This window comes from Streptomyces sp. NPDC057428 (assembly GCF_042803195.1).
Classification (GTDB): domain Bacteria; phylum Actinomycetota; class Actinomycetes; order Streptomycetales; family Streptomycetaceae; genus Streptomyces.
The window spans coordinates 1-12,545 of the sequence record NZ_JBHVCT010000127.1 but is presented as its reverse complement, the minus strand read 5'-3'; the positions used below and the strand labels follow the sequence as shown (position 1 = coordinate 12,545).

Below are 12,545 nucleotides of genomic sequence, written 5' to 3'. Positions count from 1 at the left end.
GCCCCACCCTCCCACTGACGGACAGGACGATCATGCCAGCCCCCCCATCGCCCGGGGGTGTCGCTTTGCGGATTTCCCAACGGAGTCCTGAAGGACGGGGCTTCTCGCTATGCCGGGTGGGCGGTGCGACGGACCAGCCCGGCCCATGGGACCGGTTACCACTGCGAAGTTCGACGACACCTGCGGCACCTCATCCAGATCGTGCACAGCGCATAGGCCTCTCGGCCGAACACCGGTGCGGGGCGGACCGTCCGCGGCCCGACGCCCCGCTCCGCCCCTGCGCTGTCCGCGCCGCGCCCCGGACGCGAAGTGGCATCATGGGCTGATGCGGACCCGACCTGTGCTCATCTACGACGGAGACTGTGCTTTCTGCACGTCATCGGTGAATTTCGCCGAACGTCATCTACGGCCCCGCTGCGACTTCACGCCGTGGCAGTTCGCAGACCTGGAAACACTCGGTGTCACGCAGGAGCGGGCCGAGTACGAGGTGTTGTGGACCACCCCGACCGGATCGGTACAGGGCGGCGCCCAGGCCGTTGCCAAGCTGCTGTTGAGCGCCGGCGGTGTGTGGAGCGTCCTGGGCGCACTGCTCACCCTGCCCCCCGTCCGATGGCTCGCCCACGGCGTCTACCGGCTCGTGGCCGACAACCGCGACAGGATGCCGGGTGGCACGCCGGCGTGCGCGGTTCCCGCGGCGCAGCGGCAGGGCTCGCACGGGCTCGAACCGCCGACCACCCACTGAGCCTTCTCCCGGCCGACGGAATGGTGGGGTTGGAGGTTGCGGGCAGCACGGAGTGATGAGGCTGCTGGCACACGGGTTCCCGGCCAGGCCACCGGTGACCGACGCACGCTCCGCCTGCTCGTCCTGCCCTCGTCGACCGATCTGTCAGCTGCACAAATGCGGCAACTGACCACGGGGCTCCGTGCTCCGCAGCGGGATGCGGGCCCGGCGGCGGGGAGCGCAGGAACCCTTGAGGATCCCGCGCCGCCCCGGTTTTCGTGGGGTGCGGCGCGTTCGCCGGTCTCGGCGCGGTCATCGCCCTCGGATCCACCGCGGTGCGTCAGGCCGAGCTGCCGCGCACGAAGCCGACTTCGACGTAATCGTCGCAGCCACCGCCCACGCGCCCTGACGCCCAGGAAGCCGCCCGACGACGCGTGGGCTGCCGCGCAGGCCACGGCGTCACGGGCGATACGAACGCGCCGGAACGGGGCTTCCGAGTCACGGACGAAAGCGCAGCGGATGATCCGCCGGGACTTCCGTCAGCACGATGCGGTGCCCGTCCGGGTCCGCGATCCACATCTCGATGAGCCCCCACGGCTCCTGGACCGGCGGGCGGAGGATACGAGCCCCGCCTCGCGACAGTTCCTCGTGCGCGGCCGCACAGTCGGCGACCTGCAGCCACAGCCGCAGCGTGTCGGTCGGCGGAGTGTCCGAACTGCCCGACACCTCCAGAAAGCCGCCTCCGAGGAAGTACACGGTTCCCCGCTCGGGCCCTGTGCCGAACTCCCGGTAGACGGCGAGCCCGAGTGTGCGCCCGTAGAACTCGCGGGAGACGTCCGGGTCACGGGGCCTCAGCAAAATCCGGCTGCTCAGTACGTGCATGGTCACGACCCTACGTCAGCCGGACCCCTGTCCCTCGGACGTGGCACATCGGCCACTCACGACGCTTCCACCGCCGCCTTGATCCGCTGCCCGAACGCGGGGGCGTCCTTCCGTGCCGCGGAGGCGGCGAAGCCGACCAGGAGTTTGCCCAGACCATGGCCCTCCAGATCGTTGAAAATTCGCACCTTCGTTCGGCCGTCTGCCAGTGACTCCAGGTCGTAACCGCCCTCTTTGACCGTCACGAGGTTCGACGACTGCTCCTGCCAGCGGATCCGCGCCGGCGCGACGAGTTCATCGATCCGGAACTCCCGCTGGGTCGTCATACCCGCATCCTTCACCGTGCTCCGGAAGACGGTTCCCACCGTGGTCGCACCGGCCGGTGTCTTGGAGATGCTCTGCACGCGCGGGCTGAACTTCTTGTCGTTCTCACCGTCGGCGAGAAAGGCAAACACGTCACCGACAGGACGGTCGATCTCGACCGTCGCCTCGAACCGAGCCATGGGGTCTCCTTTGACATGACGGGTGCGGACGCGGCGCGGCCAACCCGTGATGGCGCTGCCTCCCAGAATCCGCGCTCCACGGCCTCACGGCAGCCGGTCAGGCGTATTGATCCGGCAATCGGGTGTCTCCGACCCGGAGCCGGTCGAGACGGGCCGGTCCCGAACGCGGTTCGGCCGCGGTGAAGCCTTACGCGCCTGATGCGGGCGCCCCTCCGCCGCTCAGTGCGCGATGCCGTCGATCAGCTCGCGGGCCCCCTGGCGCAGCAGGGCGACGGCTACCGAGGTGCCGAGCGTGGCGGGATCGAGCGGACCCGCCCATTCGTGCGCGTTGAGCACGGTCTTGCCGTCCGGGGTGAACACGCAGGCCCGCAGAGAGAGGTCACCGTTGCGGTGAGCGGTGGCGTAGCCGGCGATCGGCGAGTTGCAGTGCCCTTGAAGGACGTGGAGGAACATGCGCTCCGCCGTGATCTCCCGGTAGGTGCCGGGGTGGTTCAGTTCGCTCACGGCCTCGATGGTCGCCCTGTCGTCCTCCCGGCACTGCAGGGCGAGGACGCCGGCTCCGATCGGCGGGCACATCGTCTCGGGATCGAGGATGTCGCTGATCACGTCGGGGCGGCCGATGCGGTGCAGGCCGGCCGCTGCCAGGAGGAGTGCGTCGACCTCGCCCTCCGCGAGTTTCGCCAGTCGGCGGTTGGCGTTGCCGCGGAACGGGACGCACTCCAGATGAGGGTGTGAGGCGGCCAGTTGAGCCACGCGGCGGACGGAGGAGGTGCCGATGCGCGTGCGGTCCGGGAGTTGGTCGAGCGTGAGCCCTTCCGGGTGGACCAGGGCGTCTCGGATGTCGTCACGCTTCAGGAAGGCGGCGAACGTCGTGCCGGCCGGCAGTGGGCGGTCGGCCGGAATGTCCTTGACGCAGTGGACCGCGAGGTCTGCGTCCCCGGCGAGCAGCGCTGCGTCGACCTCCTTGGTGAAGGCTCCCTTGCCTTCGACCTTCGAGAGGTCCCCGAGCCATTTGTCGCCGGTGGTCCGGACGGGAACCACCTCCGTGACGGTGGCGGGATGGAGTGCGGCCAGTTCGGCCCGGACACGCTCGACCTGGGCGAGGGCCATGGGCGAGTCGCGCGAGACGATGCGGATCAGCTCAGGGGCGGACATGGTGCCCACGATAGTGCGCCGGACTCGAGCGGCGATCGTCCGACGCGGACCGAAGGCCCCTCGCGGCTCTGACGGCCACGCGCGGCAAGGACTGCGTACATCGCTTTCCGGCCACGTTGAGCTTCCGCTCGAAGTGCCTCGATCAGGCCGCCGCGTGTCCATGCCTGTACGGCAAAAGGCTTTCCATCAGGCAGAGTTATCCGGCCCCCCTTGCAGAAGCAGCGCCAGGCCGTCCGGCCGGCACCGGCAGTCCTGATCGGACGGGTGTCCTGCGCTCATCCCGACTGGCTGATTCACCGCCCTGGGGTCTTGCCTCACCCCCTGGAGGACTGTCAAGCACTCGGCGGGGTACCTAGCATGGGCGCCCACGGACACCGACTTCTTCTTCATTGAACCGCGAGGGGCTGGATGAGCAACGGGGACACCTCCATTCCGAAGAACATCGATGTGAACGTGCCGAGCGTCGCGCGGATGTACGACTACTACCTGGGCGGAAAGGACAACTACCCCGCCGACCGGGTCGCGTGCGAGCAGCTGCTCGAAGTAGTGCCGAGCACGAAGGTCCTCGCGGTGAACAACCGGCGGTTCCTGCGCCGTGTCGTGCACCATCTGGCGTCCGAATACGGAGTCCGCCAGTTCATCGACCACGGATCCGGCCTGCCGACCCAGGACAACGTCCACCAGGTCGCCCAATTGGTGGATCCCGGCGCCCGGGTCGTCTACATCGACAGCGATCCCATCGTCCTGGCCCACGGGAGGGCCATACTGGAGGAGAACGACCGGACGGCTGTCATCCAGGCGGACATGCGTGACACCGAGGGCATCCTCGGCCACCCCGAGGTGACCCGGCTGATCGACTTCGACCAGCCGGTGGCCGCCCTGTTCGTGTCCGTGCTGCACTGCATCCCGGACGAGGACGACCCGGCGGGCCTGATCCGCCGCATGGCGGACCGCCTCGCACCGGGTAGCTTCCTGGTCGTGTGTCAGCTCGTGAGCGACGACGCGGCAACTCGCGACTTCGTCACGGACTTCATGGCGAAGAGCACTGGGAACCAGTGGGGGCGGGTGCGCCGCGAGGACGACGTCCGCGGATTCCTCGAAGGCCTGGATGTGCTGGAACCCGGCCTGGTGGAGGTCTCAACATGGAGGCCCGACTCGGACCTTGCGCCGAAGCAGGAGACCCGGGAGTGGATCGAGTACGGCGGCGTCGGCCGCAAGTGGTGACATACCCCGGATGACGTGCCCGGTGTGAGGCGGGCGCTCAGGCGTAACGCTCGACCGCCCGCCTCAGCAGGTCCCTGCTCGCGGCCGGACTCGGGGACTGGGCACTCAGGGAGTCCAGGATCCACCGGTATTCGTCCGTGCTCTCCTGCTTGTTGACGGACGTGGCATTGGTCAGGTGCTCGATGTACGCGACGTCGGGGAGCCCTTCCATCGCGAAGCGCAGATACGTGATGCCGTTGCCCGGGGAGGTGTGGGCGGTCACCTCGAAGGGGGCCACCTGCACGATGACATGAGGGAGTTCCGTCATCGCCAGCAGATGGACCAACTGCTCCCGCATCACCGCGGCGCCGCCCGTCGGGCGCATCAGCACAGCCTCGTCCAGCAGCACCCAGAGCTTCGGCGCATCCCGTCGGTGCAGCAACTCCTGCCTACGGAGGCGGAGTTCGACCCTGCGTTGGGTGAGCTCCTCCGATTCGAGGGCGTGCCCGGAGCGCACAACCGCGTAGGCGTAGGCGGCCGTCTGCAGGAGACCCGGGATGTAGTGGCCCTCGTACGTACGGATGGACGCCGCGGCGTCTTCCAGGCCCACCAGGGGCTCGAACCAGTCGGGAAGCACATCGGCATAGGTGCGCCACCAACCGCGCTGCCCGGCCCTGCGGACGAGGTCGATGAACTCGTCCGCCCTGGCAGGGTCGCTCACTCCGTAGAGCGTCAGGAGATCGACGGCGTCGCGTTCCTTGCAGGGCGAGTGTCCGGTCTCCATACGACTGATCTTGGCTGTGGAGCACCGGATCCGGTGGGCCGCGGCTTCGGGTGTGAGGCCGGCCTCACCGCGCAGCCGTCGCAGTTGCGCGCCCAGAACCAGGCGCAGCGCGGTGGGACTCGCCCCGGTGGCCGACGCCAGCGAGGGCCTCCCTGGCGGCTGCAGCGGTTCGATGCCGGGCATGCGGGCTCCTGAAGGCGGACGTCTTGGCGCCAGTCTGCCATCAGGAGCCCTGGGAAGGGATGGATCGGTGCGAAGTGCGGTTGTTTTCGGCCTGTCGGCGCTGTCGGGTTTCGGCCGGTCGCCCTGCGGAGCCCTCCCCGACATCGGTGATCCGTCAGCCGGTCATGCTGTCGAAGTCGCCGTCCCGCACGCCGGCGAGGAAGGCGCGCACCTCGTCACCGGTGTACACGAGGGCAGGCCCTTCCGGGTGCCTGGAGTTGCGCACCGCCACCTCGCCACCGGGCAGCAGCGCCATCTCGACGCAGTTCCCGCTCGGGTTGCTGTGATGACTCTTCCTCCACTCCACGCCGGTAAGGGAGTTGGCGGGAACGCCGTTGTCGATGTGCTGCATGAGCTTCATTCCTTCTGGGCTGCCTGCTCGGTTCCTCACTGGCGCGACTGTCGGCGCCTACCCGCGCGGGCGTGAACAGATGTCTCCTGCTCACACCCTGGGGTGCAATTCCCTATGCAATTGCACGCAGCGCACGGGCGGCGAGGATACTAGTGGCCGTCGGGCCTCCACGGCACCTCGCACCGACTTCACCGGAGGGTGATCGGCACTCATGCACGCGCAGAACACGTCACGCGACGGAGTGGCGGCCGGCCCTCCCTGCACCGGCGACGATCCACACGCGGAGCTCGCACGGGATCTGGGGATCACGGCGCCCGGATTCACCACACGCGGGCTGGGGGCGGATCCGGAAAGTCTGCGTCAGGCACGGCAGTTCGTCCGTGACGCACTCGAACGGTGGGGACTGTGGTCCTGCGCGGACGATGTCGCACTCGTCGCGGGTGAGCTGGTGAGCAACGCGGTGTGCCACGGACTACACCCTGCCGCCCGGTCGGCTGCGCGGCTCGGCCTCGCCCGTCAGGACAGCTCGCTGGTCTGCGGTGAACGACCCCAGTCCGGAGGTGCCTGTACTGCGCGGGGCCGACGGGTTCCAGGAGCGCGGCCGCGGCATGCGCATCATCGACGCGCTGAGCAGTTCGTGGGGTTGGTCGCGGCCGACCGCCTCGGGCAAGACCGTGTGGGCGAGGATTCCGGTCCCCCAGGCGCCCGACGGCTACAGCCCGGCGAGCGCCACCCATGCCTCGGCCAGCAGTTCGTGTCCGAGCGGGGTCGGGTGGACTCCGTCACCGGCGATGTGTTCGGCCCCGCCCGCGGCCCGCGCGGCCTGGTTGAGCAGTCCGTCGGCGGCCAGCAGCACGGCGTCGAATTCCTCGGCCAGCCTGCGGACCGCCTGAATCCTGGGATCGAGGTCCTCGCGCCAGGCCCACTGCTCCTCCCGCACCGGGATGAGGAACGGCTCGATGAGGATGAGCTGGGTGTCCTGCCTCTCCCGCACCTGCGTGAGGACGGCGCGGTAGTCGTCCTCGAAGGCCTGCGCCGGGCTGACCTCGCCGGAGTCGTAGCGGCGCCAGGTGTCGTTGACGCCGATCAGGACGGACACCACATCCGGCTCGAGATCCGTCGCGTCCTCTCGCCACCTGGCGCGCAGATCCGAGACACGGTCACCGGCGACGCCCCGGTTGAGGAAGGTGATGCCGTCGTCGGGACGTGCGGATCGCACGAGATCGGCCGCCGTCCGGACGTAGCCGCGGCCCAGAGGATTGTCCGGATCCCGGCCCACGTCGGTGATGCTGTCCCCCTGGAACAGAACGACGGCCGAGCCGTTCAGGCTGATGGTCACGCGACGCTCCGTACGGTGGGAATCAGTGGATACCGCTCTTGATTCTGCCCACCGAAGCCCGGACCAGGCCTAACGCGCGGCGGTCGGGATGCGCATCGTGCTGAAGTCGAGCACGCGGTCGACCTCCAGCAGGGTCGCCTCGGCCACTCGTCGTACCTCGGCCGGGACGTCGCCCTGCTCCTCCACCAGCCCGGCGTAGATCGGCGCGTCGGATGCCTCTGCGAAAGTCACGTGAAACTGCCTAACGATCGGTTGTGCCCGCCAATCAGCGGAAACGGGAGCCGAGTGTACGCGTCGCGCGGCGGCCGCTGACGGGCGGACCCCGGCGAACGGGCCCGGCCGCTGCAAATCCGGTTGTCGGCGGACGCGGCGCCTGCGAGGCTGTTCGCGCCGGAGGGGTGTAGCTCAGAGGCCAGAGCGCCGGTCTCCAAAACCGGATGCCGCAGGTTCGACTCCTGTCTCCCCTGCACGATCGGTTCCCCCACCCGGGCGGGTGGGGGACCGGCCCCGCTACTCGATGACGAGCTCGACCTCGATGTTGCCGCGCGTGGCCTTGGAGTAGGGGCAGAAGGCGTGCGTCGCCTCGACCAGACGGCGGCCGGTCTCACCTTCGAGCGCCTCGGGCAGTTCGACCCGCATGACGACCGCCAGGCCGAACCCGGTCTCGTCCTTGCCGATCGAGACCTCGGCCGTCACGGAGACGTCCTTCGTGTCGACCTTCATCTCACGGGCGACCTCTTTCATGGCGCTGGCGAAGCAGGCCGCGTATCCGGCGGCGAAGAGCTGCTCCGGGTTGGTGCCCTCGCCATTGCCTCCCAGGGCCGGCGGCATCGCCAGCGCCAGGTCGATCCGGCCGTCCGAGCTCACTGCCCGGCCTTCGCGGCCGTTCGCGGTTGCGACAGCGGTGTACAGCGCGTCCATGGGGAGACCTCTCTCGTACGACGGTGACCGTGGACCGATCACCGGAAAGAGAGTGACACACAATTAAATTGCACACAACTAAATGACGGGCGGCAAGCTATGCTGAGGACATGACGCCACCGCCCGTCCCTGCCTCCGACCTGCCGGACACCGACGTGCTGCGGCTGGACCACCAGGTCTGCTTCTCGCTGCACGCGGCCTCCCGTGCCTTCGGCGGCGTCTACCGGGAAGCCCTGCGGGACCTGGGGCTCACCTATCCGCAGTACCTCGCGATGATGGTCCTGTGGGAGCACGGTCCGCTGCCGGTCAAAAGGATCGGTGAGCGGCTGCATCTGGACTCCGGCACGCTGTCACCACTGTTGAAGCGACTGGAATCAGCCGGTCTCGTACGACGCGAGCGCAGCAACGAGGACGAGCGCTCCGTGACGGTGCACCTCACCGAGGCGGGCGTCGGGCTGCGCGAGCGCGCACTGCACGTCCCCCGGTCGATCCTGCGGGCCACGGGCCTGTCGGTCCAGGAGGTACTCGCGCTGCAGGAGACCCTGGGACGGCTCACCGAATCGCTCGGCCAGGCGGGCTGACCGGCTTCGCGGTCGGCGCTGCACCTGGGCGCCCCGGTGCAGCGCTCGCCGGAATTCCGCCGCCGAAATACGATGCAGGGACTATCGCAACGCGGAGCGGCCCATGAACCGGCGTCGAACTCCCCGATCGGCGAGCGCCGAGGACCTGCTCAGCACCTTGCAGCATCTGACTGCCCGTGCCCGGCAGGAAGTGGAACTGCACCAGGCCCGTGTCGAGCTGGCGCAGGCCCTGCAGCGGAAGATGCTGCCCGCGGCCCTCCCCTCCTTCCCCGGCCTCCAGACCGCCGCCCGCTACGCGCCCGCACGGGACGGGCTGGACATCGGCGGTGACTGGTACGACGGGTTCCTGCTGCCGGACGGGGCACTCGGGCTCGCCATAGGCGACGTTCAGGGACATGACGTCTAGGCGGCCGCCTTCATGGGCCAGATCCGGATCGCCATGCGCGCCGTCGCCGGCTCGGCCCCGGATCCGGGTGAGGTCATGCGTCGCACGAACGACCTGATCATGTCCATGGATTCCGCGCTCTTCGCCACGTGCTCGTTCCTCCACCTCGGCCCCGGAACCCGGGAGCTGCGCAGCGCCCGTGCCGGCCACGTCGCATGTGTGTGGGCGACCGCCGACGGCCGTTCGGGAATCACCGCGGGCGCGGGCGGCCTCCCGCTGGGCGTAGAGCCGCATCAGCACTACCCCGTGACCCGGCGTGATCTGGACGTGGACGGCGCGTTCGTGCTGCTCACCGATGGGGTCGCGAAGGTCCCTCGTTGACGATCGACGCCGGGCTGGACCGGGTCAGGCGTCTGGTGAGCGACCACGTGCTCGCCGACGCCGAGGAACTGGCGGACAAGGTACTGCAGGCGGCCGTGTTCACCGGTCACGAGGACGACGCCGCCGTGCTCGTCCTTCGGCACGGCACCGCCACGGCCTGACCGGGTCGGCGACAGGCCGAGCGTGTCACGACGGCCTGCCGTCGCGCGCGGTGTCTGATGAGGTGCGTGATCCGCAGCGAGGAAACCCTACGCCGAGCCGTGATCGTCGCGCAGACTCTGGGCATCGCCGCCGTCTACTACGGGTCCGGACAGCTGGGGCTGCTGAGGGAGGTCCAGGTAACAGAGCGTGGTGGTCACCCCGCTGTGGCCGCCGTCCGGAATCGCCGTCGCGTCCCTGCTGTACCTGGGTGCCCGCATCTGGCCCGGGATCGCTCTGGGTGCTCTCGTGACAGTGTTCTCGATGAGCGACGGCCCCACATTCTGGGGTGTCGCCGTCGCGGCGGGCAGCGCCCTGGCCCCGCTGTGCTCCTTCCTGGCCCTGCGCGCCGTCGGGTTCCGCCCGGAATTGGACCGCCTGCGTGACGGGGTCGCCCTCGTGTTCCTCGGCGCACTCGGCGGCATGGTCATCAGCGCCACGGTGGGCACGGGGGTCCAGTGGCTCAGCGGAGGTCTGCCCGGAGATCAGTTCTGGCAGGTCTGGTCGGCCTGGTGGGCAGGTGACGCGATGGGGGTGCTCACGGTCACCCCCCTGCTCCTGGTCCTGCGCAGGGTGCGCCGGCCCCGGCTTGACGACAGGTGGGCGGAGACCATCGCACTCGCGGTCGTGGCGGTCGTTTCGACGCTCATCGCGACCATGAGCACGTTGTCCGTGCTCTACCTCGTCTTCCCCGTGCTCATCTGGGCGGCCCTGCGTTTCCAGTTGCCGGGCAGCGCCCCGTGTGCCCTTCTGATCTCCGTTCTGGCGATCATCGCCGGTACCGATTCGGCCGGGCCTTTCGCAGATCATTCGGTGCTCGAGATCATGTTCAACCTGTGCATCCTCAACGGCTGCGTGGCGCTCACCGCTCTGCTGCTGGCCGCGATCGTCACGGAGCACAGCAACATCCGGTACGAGACGGAGGTGGCGTGCGAGGAACTGGCCGCCCTCGTGGAGGAACTCTCACCGCAGCCGGCCCGGGAGGGGCGGCCGGACGTGCCGCGGGGCGAGACCGTTTGAACGGTACCGGCCCTCAGCAAAAGCCTCAGGTGCCGAGGGCGAAGTGGTGTGCCAGGAAGTCGTTGCGGAACCTGCCTGCGGGGTCGAACCGGTCGACCAGCCGCTCGAAGTCCGCGTAGCAGCTGTACAGCTCGCGCAGCGTGCCGGGCGGAGTCGTGAACACCTTTCCCCAGTGCGGCCTGGCCCGGTAGGGCGCGAGGACTTCTTCGATGATCCCGAGGACGGGCGTCACTGCGGCGGTGTCCGGCACCCAGGTGAAGTGGAATGCCACCGAGTCACGGCCCTCGGCGGGGCTGAGCCACAGATCGTCGCGGGCCACGGAACGTATCTCACCGATCTGGAGCAGATGCGAGAAGCGGTCCCGGACCCGGTCCAGGGCCTCGTAGGCCGCCACCGCGTCGTGCCGGTCGACGAAGTACTCGGACTGCAGTTCGTCGCCGTTGCTGGGGGTGAATTCGAGCCGGAAGTGGGGAAGCCGGGCATGCCAGGGGCCGGGCACGCCCTGCTGCTGCGTGCAGTGTCCGGCCGCCATGCCGGGAACCGGATGCCTGGGTCCCCCTGCGAGTTCCGCTCCGTGCCACGTCCGTGGGGCGTCACCGGTCCCGCTGCCGCCGACCTGCCGCTTGATCCACACCTGGTCGATGGCCCCACCGTGCCATCCGGTGAACAGACTGACGCTGTACGCCTCGGACATCACCTCGTCGAACCGTCCCAGGAGCTGCTCCTGCGGGAGTCCTTCGTACACCCACTGCTGGATCTCGAAGGCGGGCACGAGGTCCAGGGTCAGGCGGGTCACCACGCCCAGTGCCCCCAGGGAGACCACGGCGCCGGCGAAGTCGGCGTCTCCCCGCTCCAGGGAGGCGAGGCTGCCGTCTGCGGCGACGAGTTCCAGCGCCCGCACGGCGCCGGCGAGGGCGCGGTTTCCCACCCCCGAGCCGTGCGTGCCGGTGGCGCAGGCACCGGCCACGGAGATGTGGGGCAGCGAACCCAGGTTGTGCAGCGCGAACCCGCTGCGGTGCAGAGCCCCCGTCAGCTCCCCGAAGCGCAGCCCGGCGCTCACCGTCGCCGTACCGGCGTCCCGGTCGATCTCGATGGAACGGGGCATCCCGGCCACGGATATGAGGTCACCCGTGGTGTCGGCGACCGTGTTGAAGGAGTGGCCCGTGCCCAGTGCCCGCAATGCCGTTCCGGCGGTCACGATGTCCTGGAGCTCGGCCACGGTGGCAGGCGTGTGCAGCCGCTTCGCACCGAAGGTGATGTTGCCGGCCCAGTTCGTCTGCCGGGCGGACGGGGCGTGCGCCGATTGGTCGATCATGCCTCCGCAGCTTACGCTCCGCCCGTCAGGGGTCTCAGGGCTTGCGTCCCACGCCGCTGACCGCATGGCTCGACGGCGGGTCCAAGGGACAACAGGCGTCAGTAGGGCAGGGGCCGACCGGACGGTGTGCGCAGGTCGAGCGGGGGCGGCCCCGTGGGGGGCTGCGGACGGCGGACGATCTGGATGCGGCCCACGGCCACCACCTCCTCCAGGTAACCCGGTATGTGCCCATCCAGCGGCCCTTCACACGTCGAGACCCCCTCGGGACCGTCGCGGCGGGCTCGCGGATGCGGGGCGGGCGATGTGCGGTGACCCTGGACAAGGGGGAAGCCGAGCCTAGGAGGATCCGCCATGTCCGCGATGGACAAGATCAAGAAGATGCTGAAGGGCCACGAGGACCAGGCCGGGAAGGGCGTCGACAAAGCCGGCGACACGGTCGACGACCGGACCGGGGACAAGTACGCCAAGCACGTCGACACGGGCCAGGACAAGCTCAAGCAGCAACTCGGCACTGACCCCGACAGGGAGAACCCGCCCCGGCCCTGACCCGCTCCGGACCCTTTCCTGACCCGCAGAAGCGCCGCCC

The 12,545-nt window shown here is 69.3% G+C and carries 13 protein-coding genes, 1 tRNA gene and 2 pseudogenes; 7 read left to right on the top strand and 9 right to left on the bottom strand.

Going from position 1 to position 12,545, the window contains the following annotated elements:
- Positions 1-325: 325 nt before the first annotated feature.
- Entirely contained in the window at positions 326-742 is a 417-nt protein-coding gene (locus ACFU5K_RS29435) for a thiol-disulfide oxidoreductase DCC family protein (protein WP_384066994.1), read from the top strand.
- A 477-nt stretch (positions 743-1,219) separates the two neighbouring features.
- Here ACFU5K_RS29435 and ACFU5K_RS29430 read toward each other — a convergent pair whose 3' ends face one another.
- From ACFU5K_RS29430 to hemC, 3 genes are all read right to left on the bottom strand, one after another.
- The gene (locus tag ACFU5K_RS29430) at positions 1,220-1,603 is read right to left on the bottom strand and encodes a VOC family protein (protein WP_384066991.1); all 384 of its coding nucleotides are present in this window, start codon (positions 1,601-1,603) and stop codon (positions 1,220-1,222) included.
- Between the two features lie 56 nt (positions 1,604-1,659).
- On the bottom strand, positions 1,660-2,103 hold the full coding sequence (locus ACFU5K_RS29425) for an SRPBCC family protein (protein ID WP_384066988.1): 444 nt from the start codon (positions 2,101-2,103) through the stop codon (positions 1,660-1,662).
- 219 nt (positions 2,104-2,322) lie between these two features.
- On the bottom strand, positions 2,323-3,258 hold the full coding sequence (gene hemC / locus ACFU5K_RS29420) for a hydroxymethylbilane synthase (RefSeq protein WP_384066985.1): 936 nt from the start codon (positions 3,256-3,258) through the stop codon (positions 2,323-2,325).
- A gap of 408 nt (positions 3,259-3,666) precedes the next feature.
- Here hemC and ACFU5K_RS29415 point away from each other — a divergent pair, with 408 nt between their 5' ends.
- Complete coding sequence (locus tag ACFU5K_RS29415; RefSeq protein WP_384066983.1) at positions 3,667-4,482, top strand: SAM-dependent methyltransferase; 816 nt, start codon at positions 3,667-3,669, stop codon at positions 4,480-4,482.
- A gap of 37 nt (positions 4,483-4,519) precedes the next feature.
- Here ACFU5K_RS29415 and ACFU5K_RS29410 read toward each other — a convergent pair whose 3' ends face one another.
- The 4 genes from ACFU5K_RS29410 to ACFU5K_RS29395 all read right to left on the bottom strand — a co-directional run bounded on the left by ACFU5K_RS29410 (position 4,520) and on the right by ACFU5K_RS29395 (position 7,389).
- Positions 4,520-5,428 (bottom strand): helix-turn-helix domain-containing protein, encoded by a 909-nt coding sequence (locus tag ACFU5K_RS29410; RefSeq protein WP_384066980.1) that lies wholly within the window; start codon positions 5,426-5,428, stop codon positions 4,520-4,522.
- A 154-nt stretch (positions 5,429-5,582) separates the two neighbouring features.
- On the bottom strand, positions 5,583-5,819 hold the full coding sequence (locus ACFU5K_RS29405) for a DUF397 domain-containing protein (protein ID WP_384066977.1): 237 nt from the start codon (positions 5,817-5,819) through the stop codon (positions 5,583-5,585).
- 712 nt (positions 5,820-6,531) lie between these two features.
- Complete coding sequence (locus ACFU5K_RS29400) at positions 6,532-7,158, bottom strand: SGNH/GDSL hydrolase family protein (RefSeq protein WP_384066974.1); 627 nt, start codon at positions 7,156-7,158, stop codon at positions 6,532-6,534.
- Between the two features lie 69 nt (positions 7,159-7,227).
- Positions 7,228-7,389, bottom strand: coding sequence for a hypothetical protein (locus ACFU5K_RS29395; protein WP_384066972.1), 162 nt, complete (start codon positions 7,387-7,389; stop codon positions 7,228-7,230).
- A 163-nt stretch (positions 7,390-7,552) separates the two neighbouring features.
- Here ACFU5K_RS29395 and ACFU5K_RS29390 point away from each other — a divergent pair.
- Positions 7,553-7,625: transfer RNA gene (locus ACFU5K_RS29390), tRNA-Trp, on the top strand.
- 43 nt (positions 7,626-7,668) lie between these two features.
- Here the strand turns inward: ACFU5K_RS29390 and ACFU5K_RS29385 are convergent.
- A complete protein-coding gene (locus ACFU5K_RS29385) occupies positions 7,669-8,079 on the bottom strand; it encodes an organic hydroperoxide resistance protein (RefSeq protein ID WP_329042561.1) in 411 nt (136 codons plus the stop codon).
- Positions 8,080-8,189: 110 nt separating this feature from the next.
- Between ACFU5K_RS29385 and ACFU5K_RS29380 the strand changes: the two genes are divergently transcribed.
- From ACFU5K_RS29380 to ACFU5K_RS29370, 3 genes and pseudogenes are all read left to right on the top strand, one after another.
- Positions 8,190-8,660 (top strand): MarR family winged helix-turn-helix transcriptional regulator, encoded by a 471-nt coding sequence (locus tag ACFU5K_RS29380; protein WP_384066970.1) that lies wholly within the window; start codon positions 8,190-8,192, stop codon positions 8,658-8,660.
- 103 nt (positions 8,661-8,763) lie between these two features.
- Positions 8,764-9,587, top strand: a pseudogene (locus ACFU5K_RS29375) (PP2C family protein-serine/threonine phosphatase).
- A 66-nt stretch (positions 9,588-9,653) separates the two neighbouring features.
- Positions 9,654-10,644, top strand: a pseudogene (locus ACFU5K_RS29370) (MASE1 domain-containing protein).
- A gap of 25 nt (positions 10,645-10,669) precedes the next feature.
- Here ACFU5K_RS29370 and ACFU5K_RS29365 read toward each other — a convergent pair.
- The gene (locus tag ACFU5K_RS29365; RefSeq protein WP_384066968.1) at positions 10,670-11,959 is read right to left on the bottom strand and encodes an FAD-binding protein; all 1,290 of its coding nucleotides are present in this window, start codon (positions 11,957-11,959) and stop codon (positions 10,670-10,672) included.
- A gap of 351 nt (positions 11,960-12,310) precedes the next feature.
- Here ACFU5K_RS29365 and ACFU5K_RS29360 point away from each other — a divergent pair, with 351 nt between their 5' ends.
- Positions 12,311-12,505, top strand: a complete 195-nt coding sequence (locus ACFU5K_RS29360; protein WP_384066966.1) for an antitoxin — start codon at positions 12,311-12,313, stop codon at positions 12,503-12,505.
- Positions 12,506-12,545: the final 40 nt, after the last annotated feature.

Bases quoted from the DNA above. Each gene is read 5' to 3' on its own strand.
- ACFU5K_RS29435 (WP_384066994.1), top strand. From the start codon at position 326: ATGCGGACCCGACCTGTGCTCATCTACGACGGAGACTGTGCTTTCTGC.
- ACFU5K_RS29430 (WP_384066991.1), bottom strand. From the start codon at position 1,603: ATGCACGTACTGAGCAGCCGGATTTTGCTGAGGCCCCGTGACCCGGAC.
- ACFU5K_RS29425 (WP_384066988.1), bottom strand. From the start codon at position 2,103: ATGGCTCGGTTCGAGGCGACGGTCGAGATCGACCGTCCTGTCGGTGAC.
- hemC (WP_384066985.1), bottom strand. From the start codon at position 3,258: ATGTCCGCCCCTGAGCTGATCCGCATCGTCTCGCGCGACTCGCCCATG.
- ACFU5K_RS29415 (WP_384066983.1), top strand. From the start codon at position 3,667: ATGAGCAACGGGGACACCTCCATTCCGAAGAACATCGATGTGAACGTG.
- ACFU5K_RS29410 (WP_384066980.1), bottom strand. From the start codon at position 5,428: ATGCCCGGCATCGAACCGCTGCAGCCGCCAGGGAGGCCCTCGCTGGCG.
- ACFU5K_RS29405 (WP_384066977.1), bottom strand. From the start codon at position 5,819: ATGCAGCACATCGACAACGGCGTTCCCGCCAACTCCCTTACCGGCGTG.
- ACFU5K_RS29385 (WP_329042561.1), bottom strand. From the start codon at position 8,079: ATGGACGCGCTGTACACCGCTGTCGCAACCGCGAACGGCCGCGAAGGC.
- ACFU5K_RS29380 (WP_384066970.1), top strand. From the start codon at position 8,190: ATGACGCCACCGCCCGTCCCTGCCTCCGACCTGCCGGACACCGACGTG.
- ACFU5K_RS29365 (WP_384066968.1), bottom strand. From the start codon at position 11,959: ATGATCGACCAATCGGCGCACGCCCCGTCCGCCCGGCAGACGAACTGG.
- ACFU5K_RS29360 (WP_384066966.1), top strand. From the start codon at position 12,311: ATGTCCGCGATGGACAAGATCAAGAAGATGCTGAAGGGCCACGAGGAC.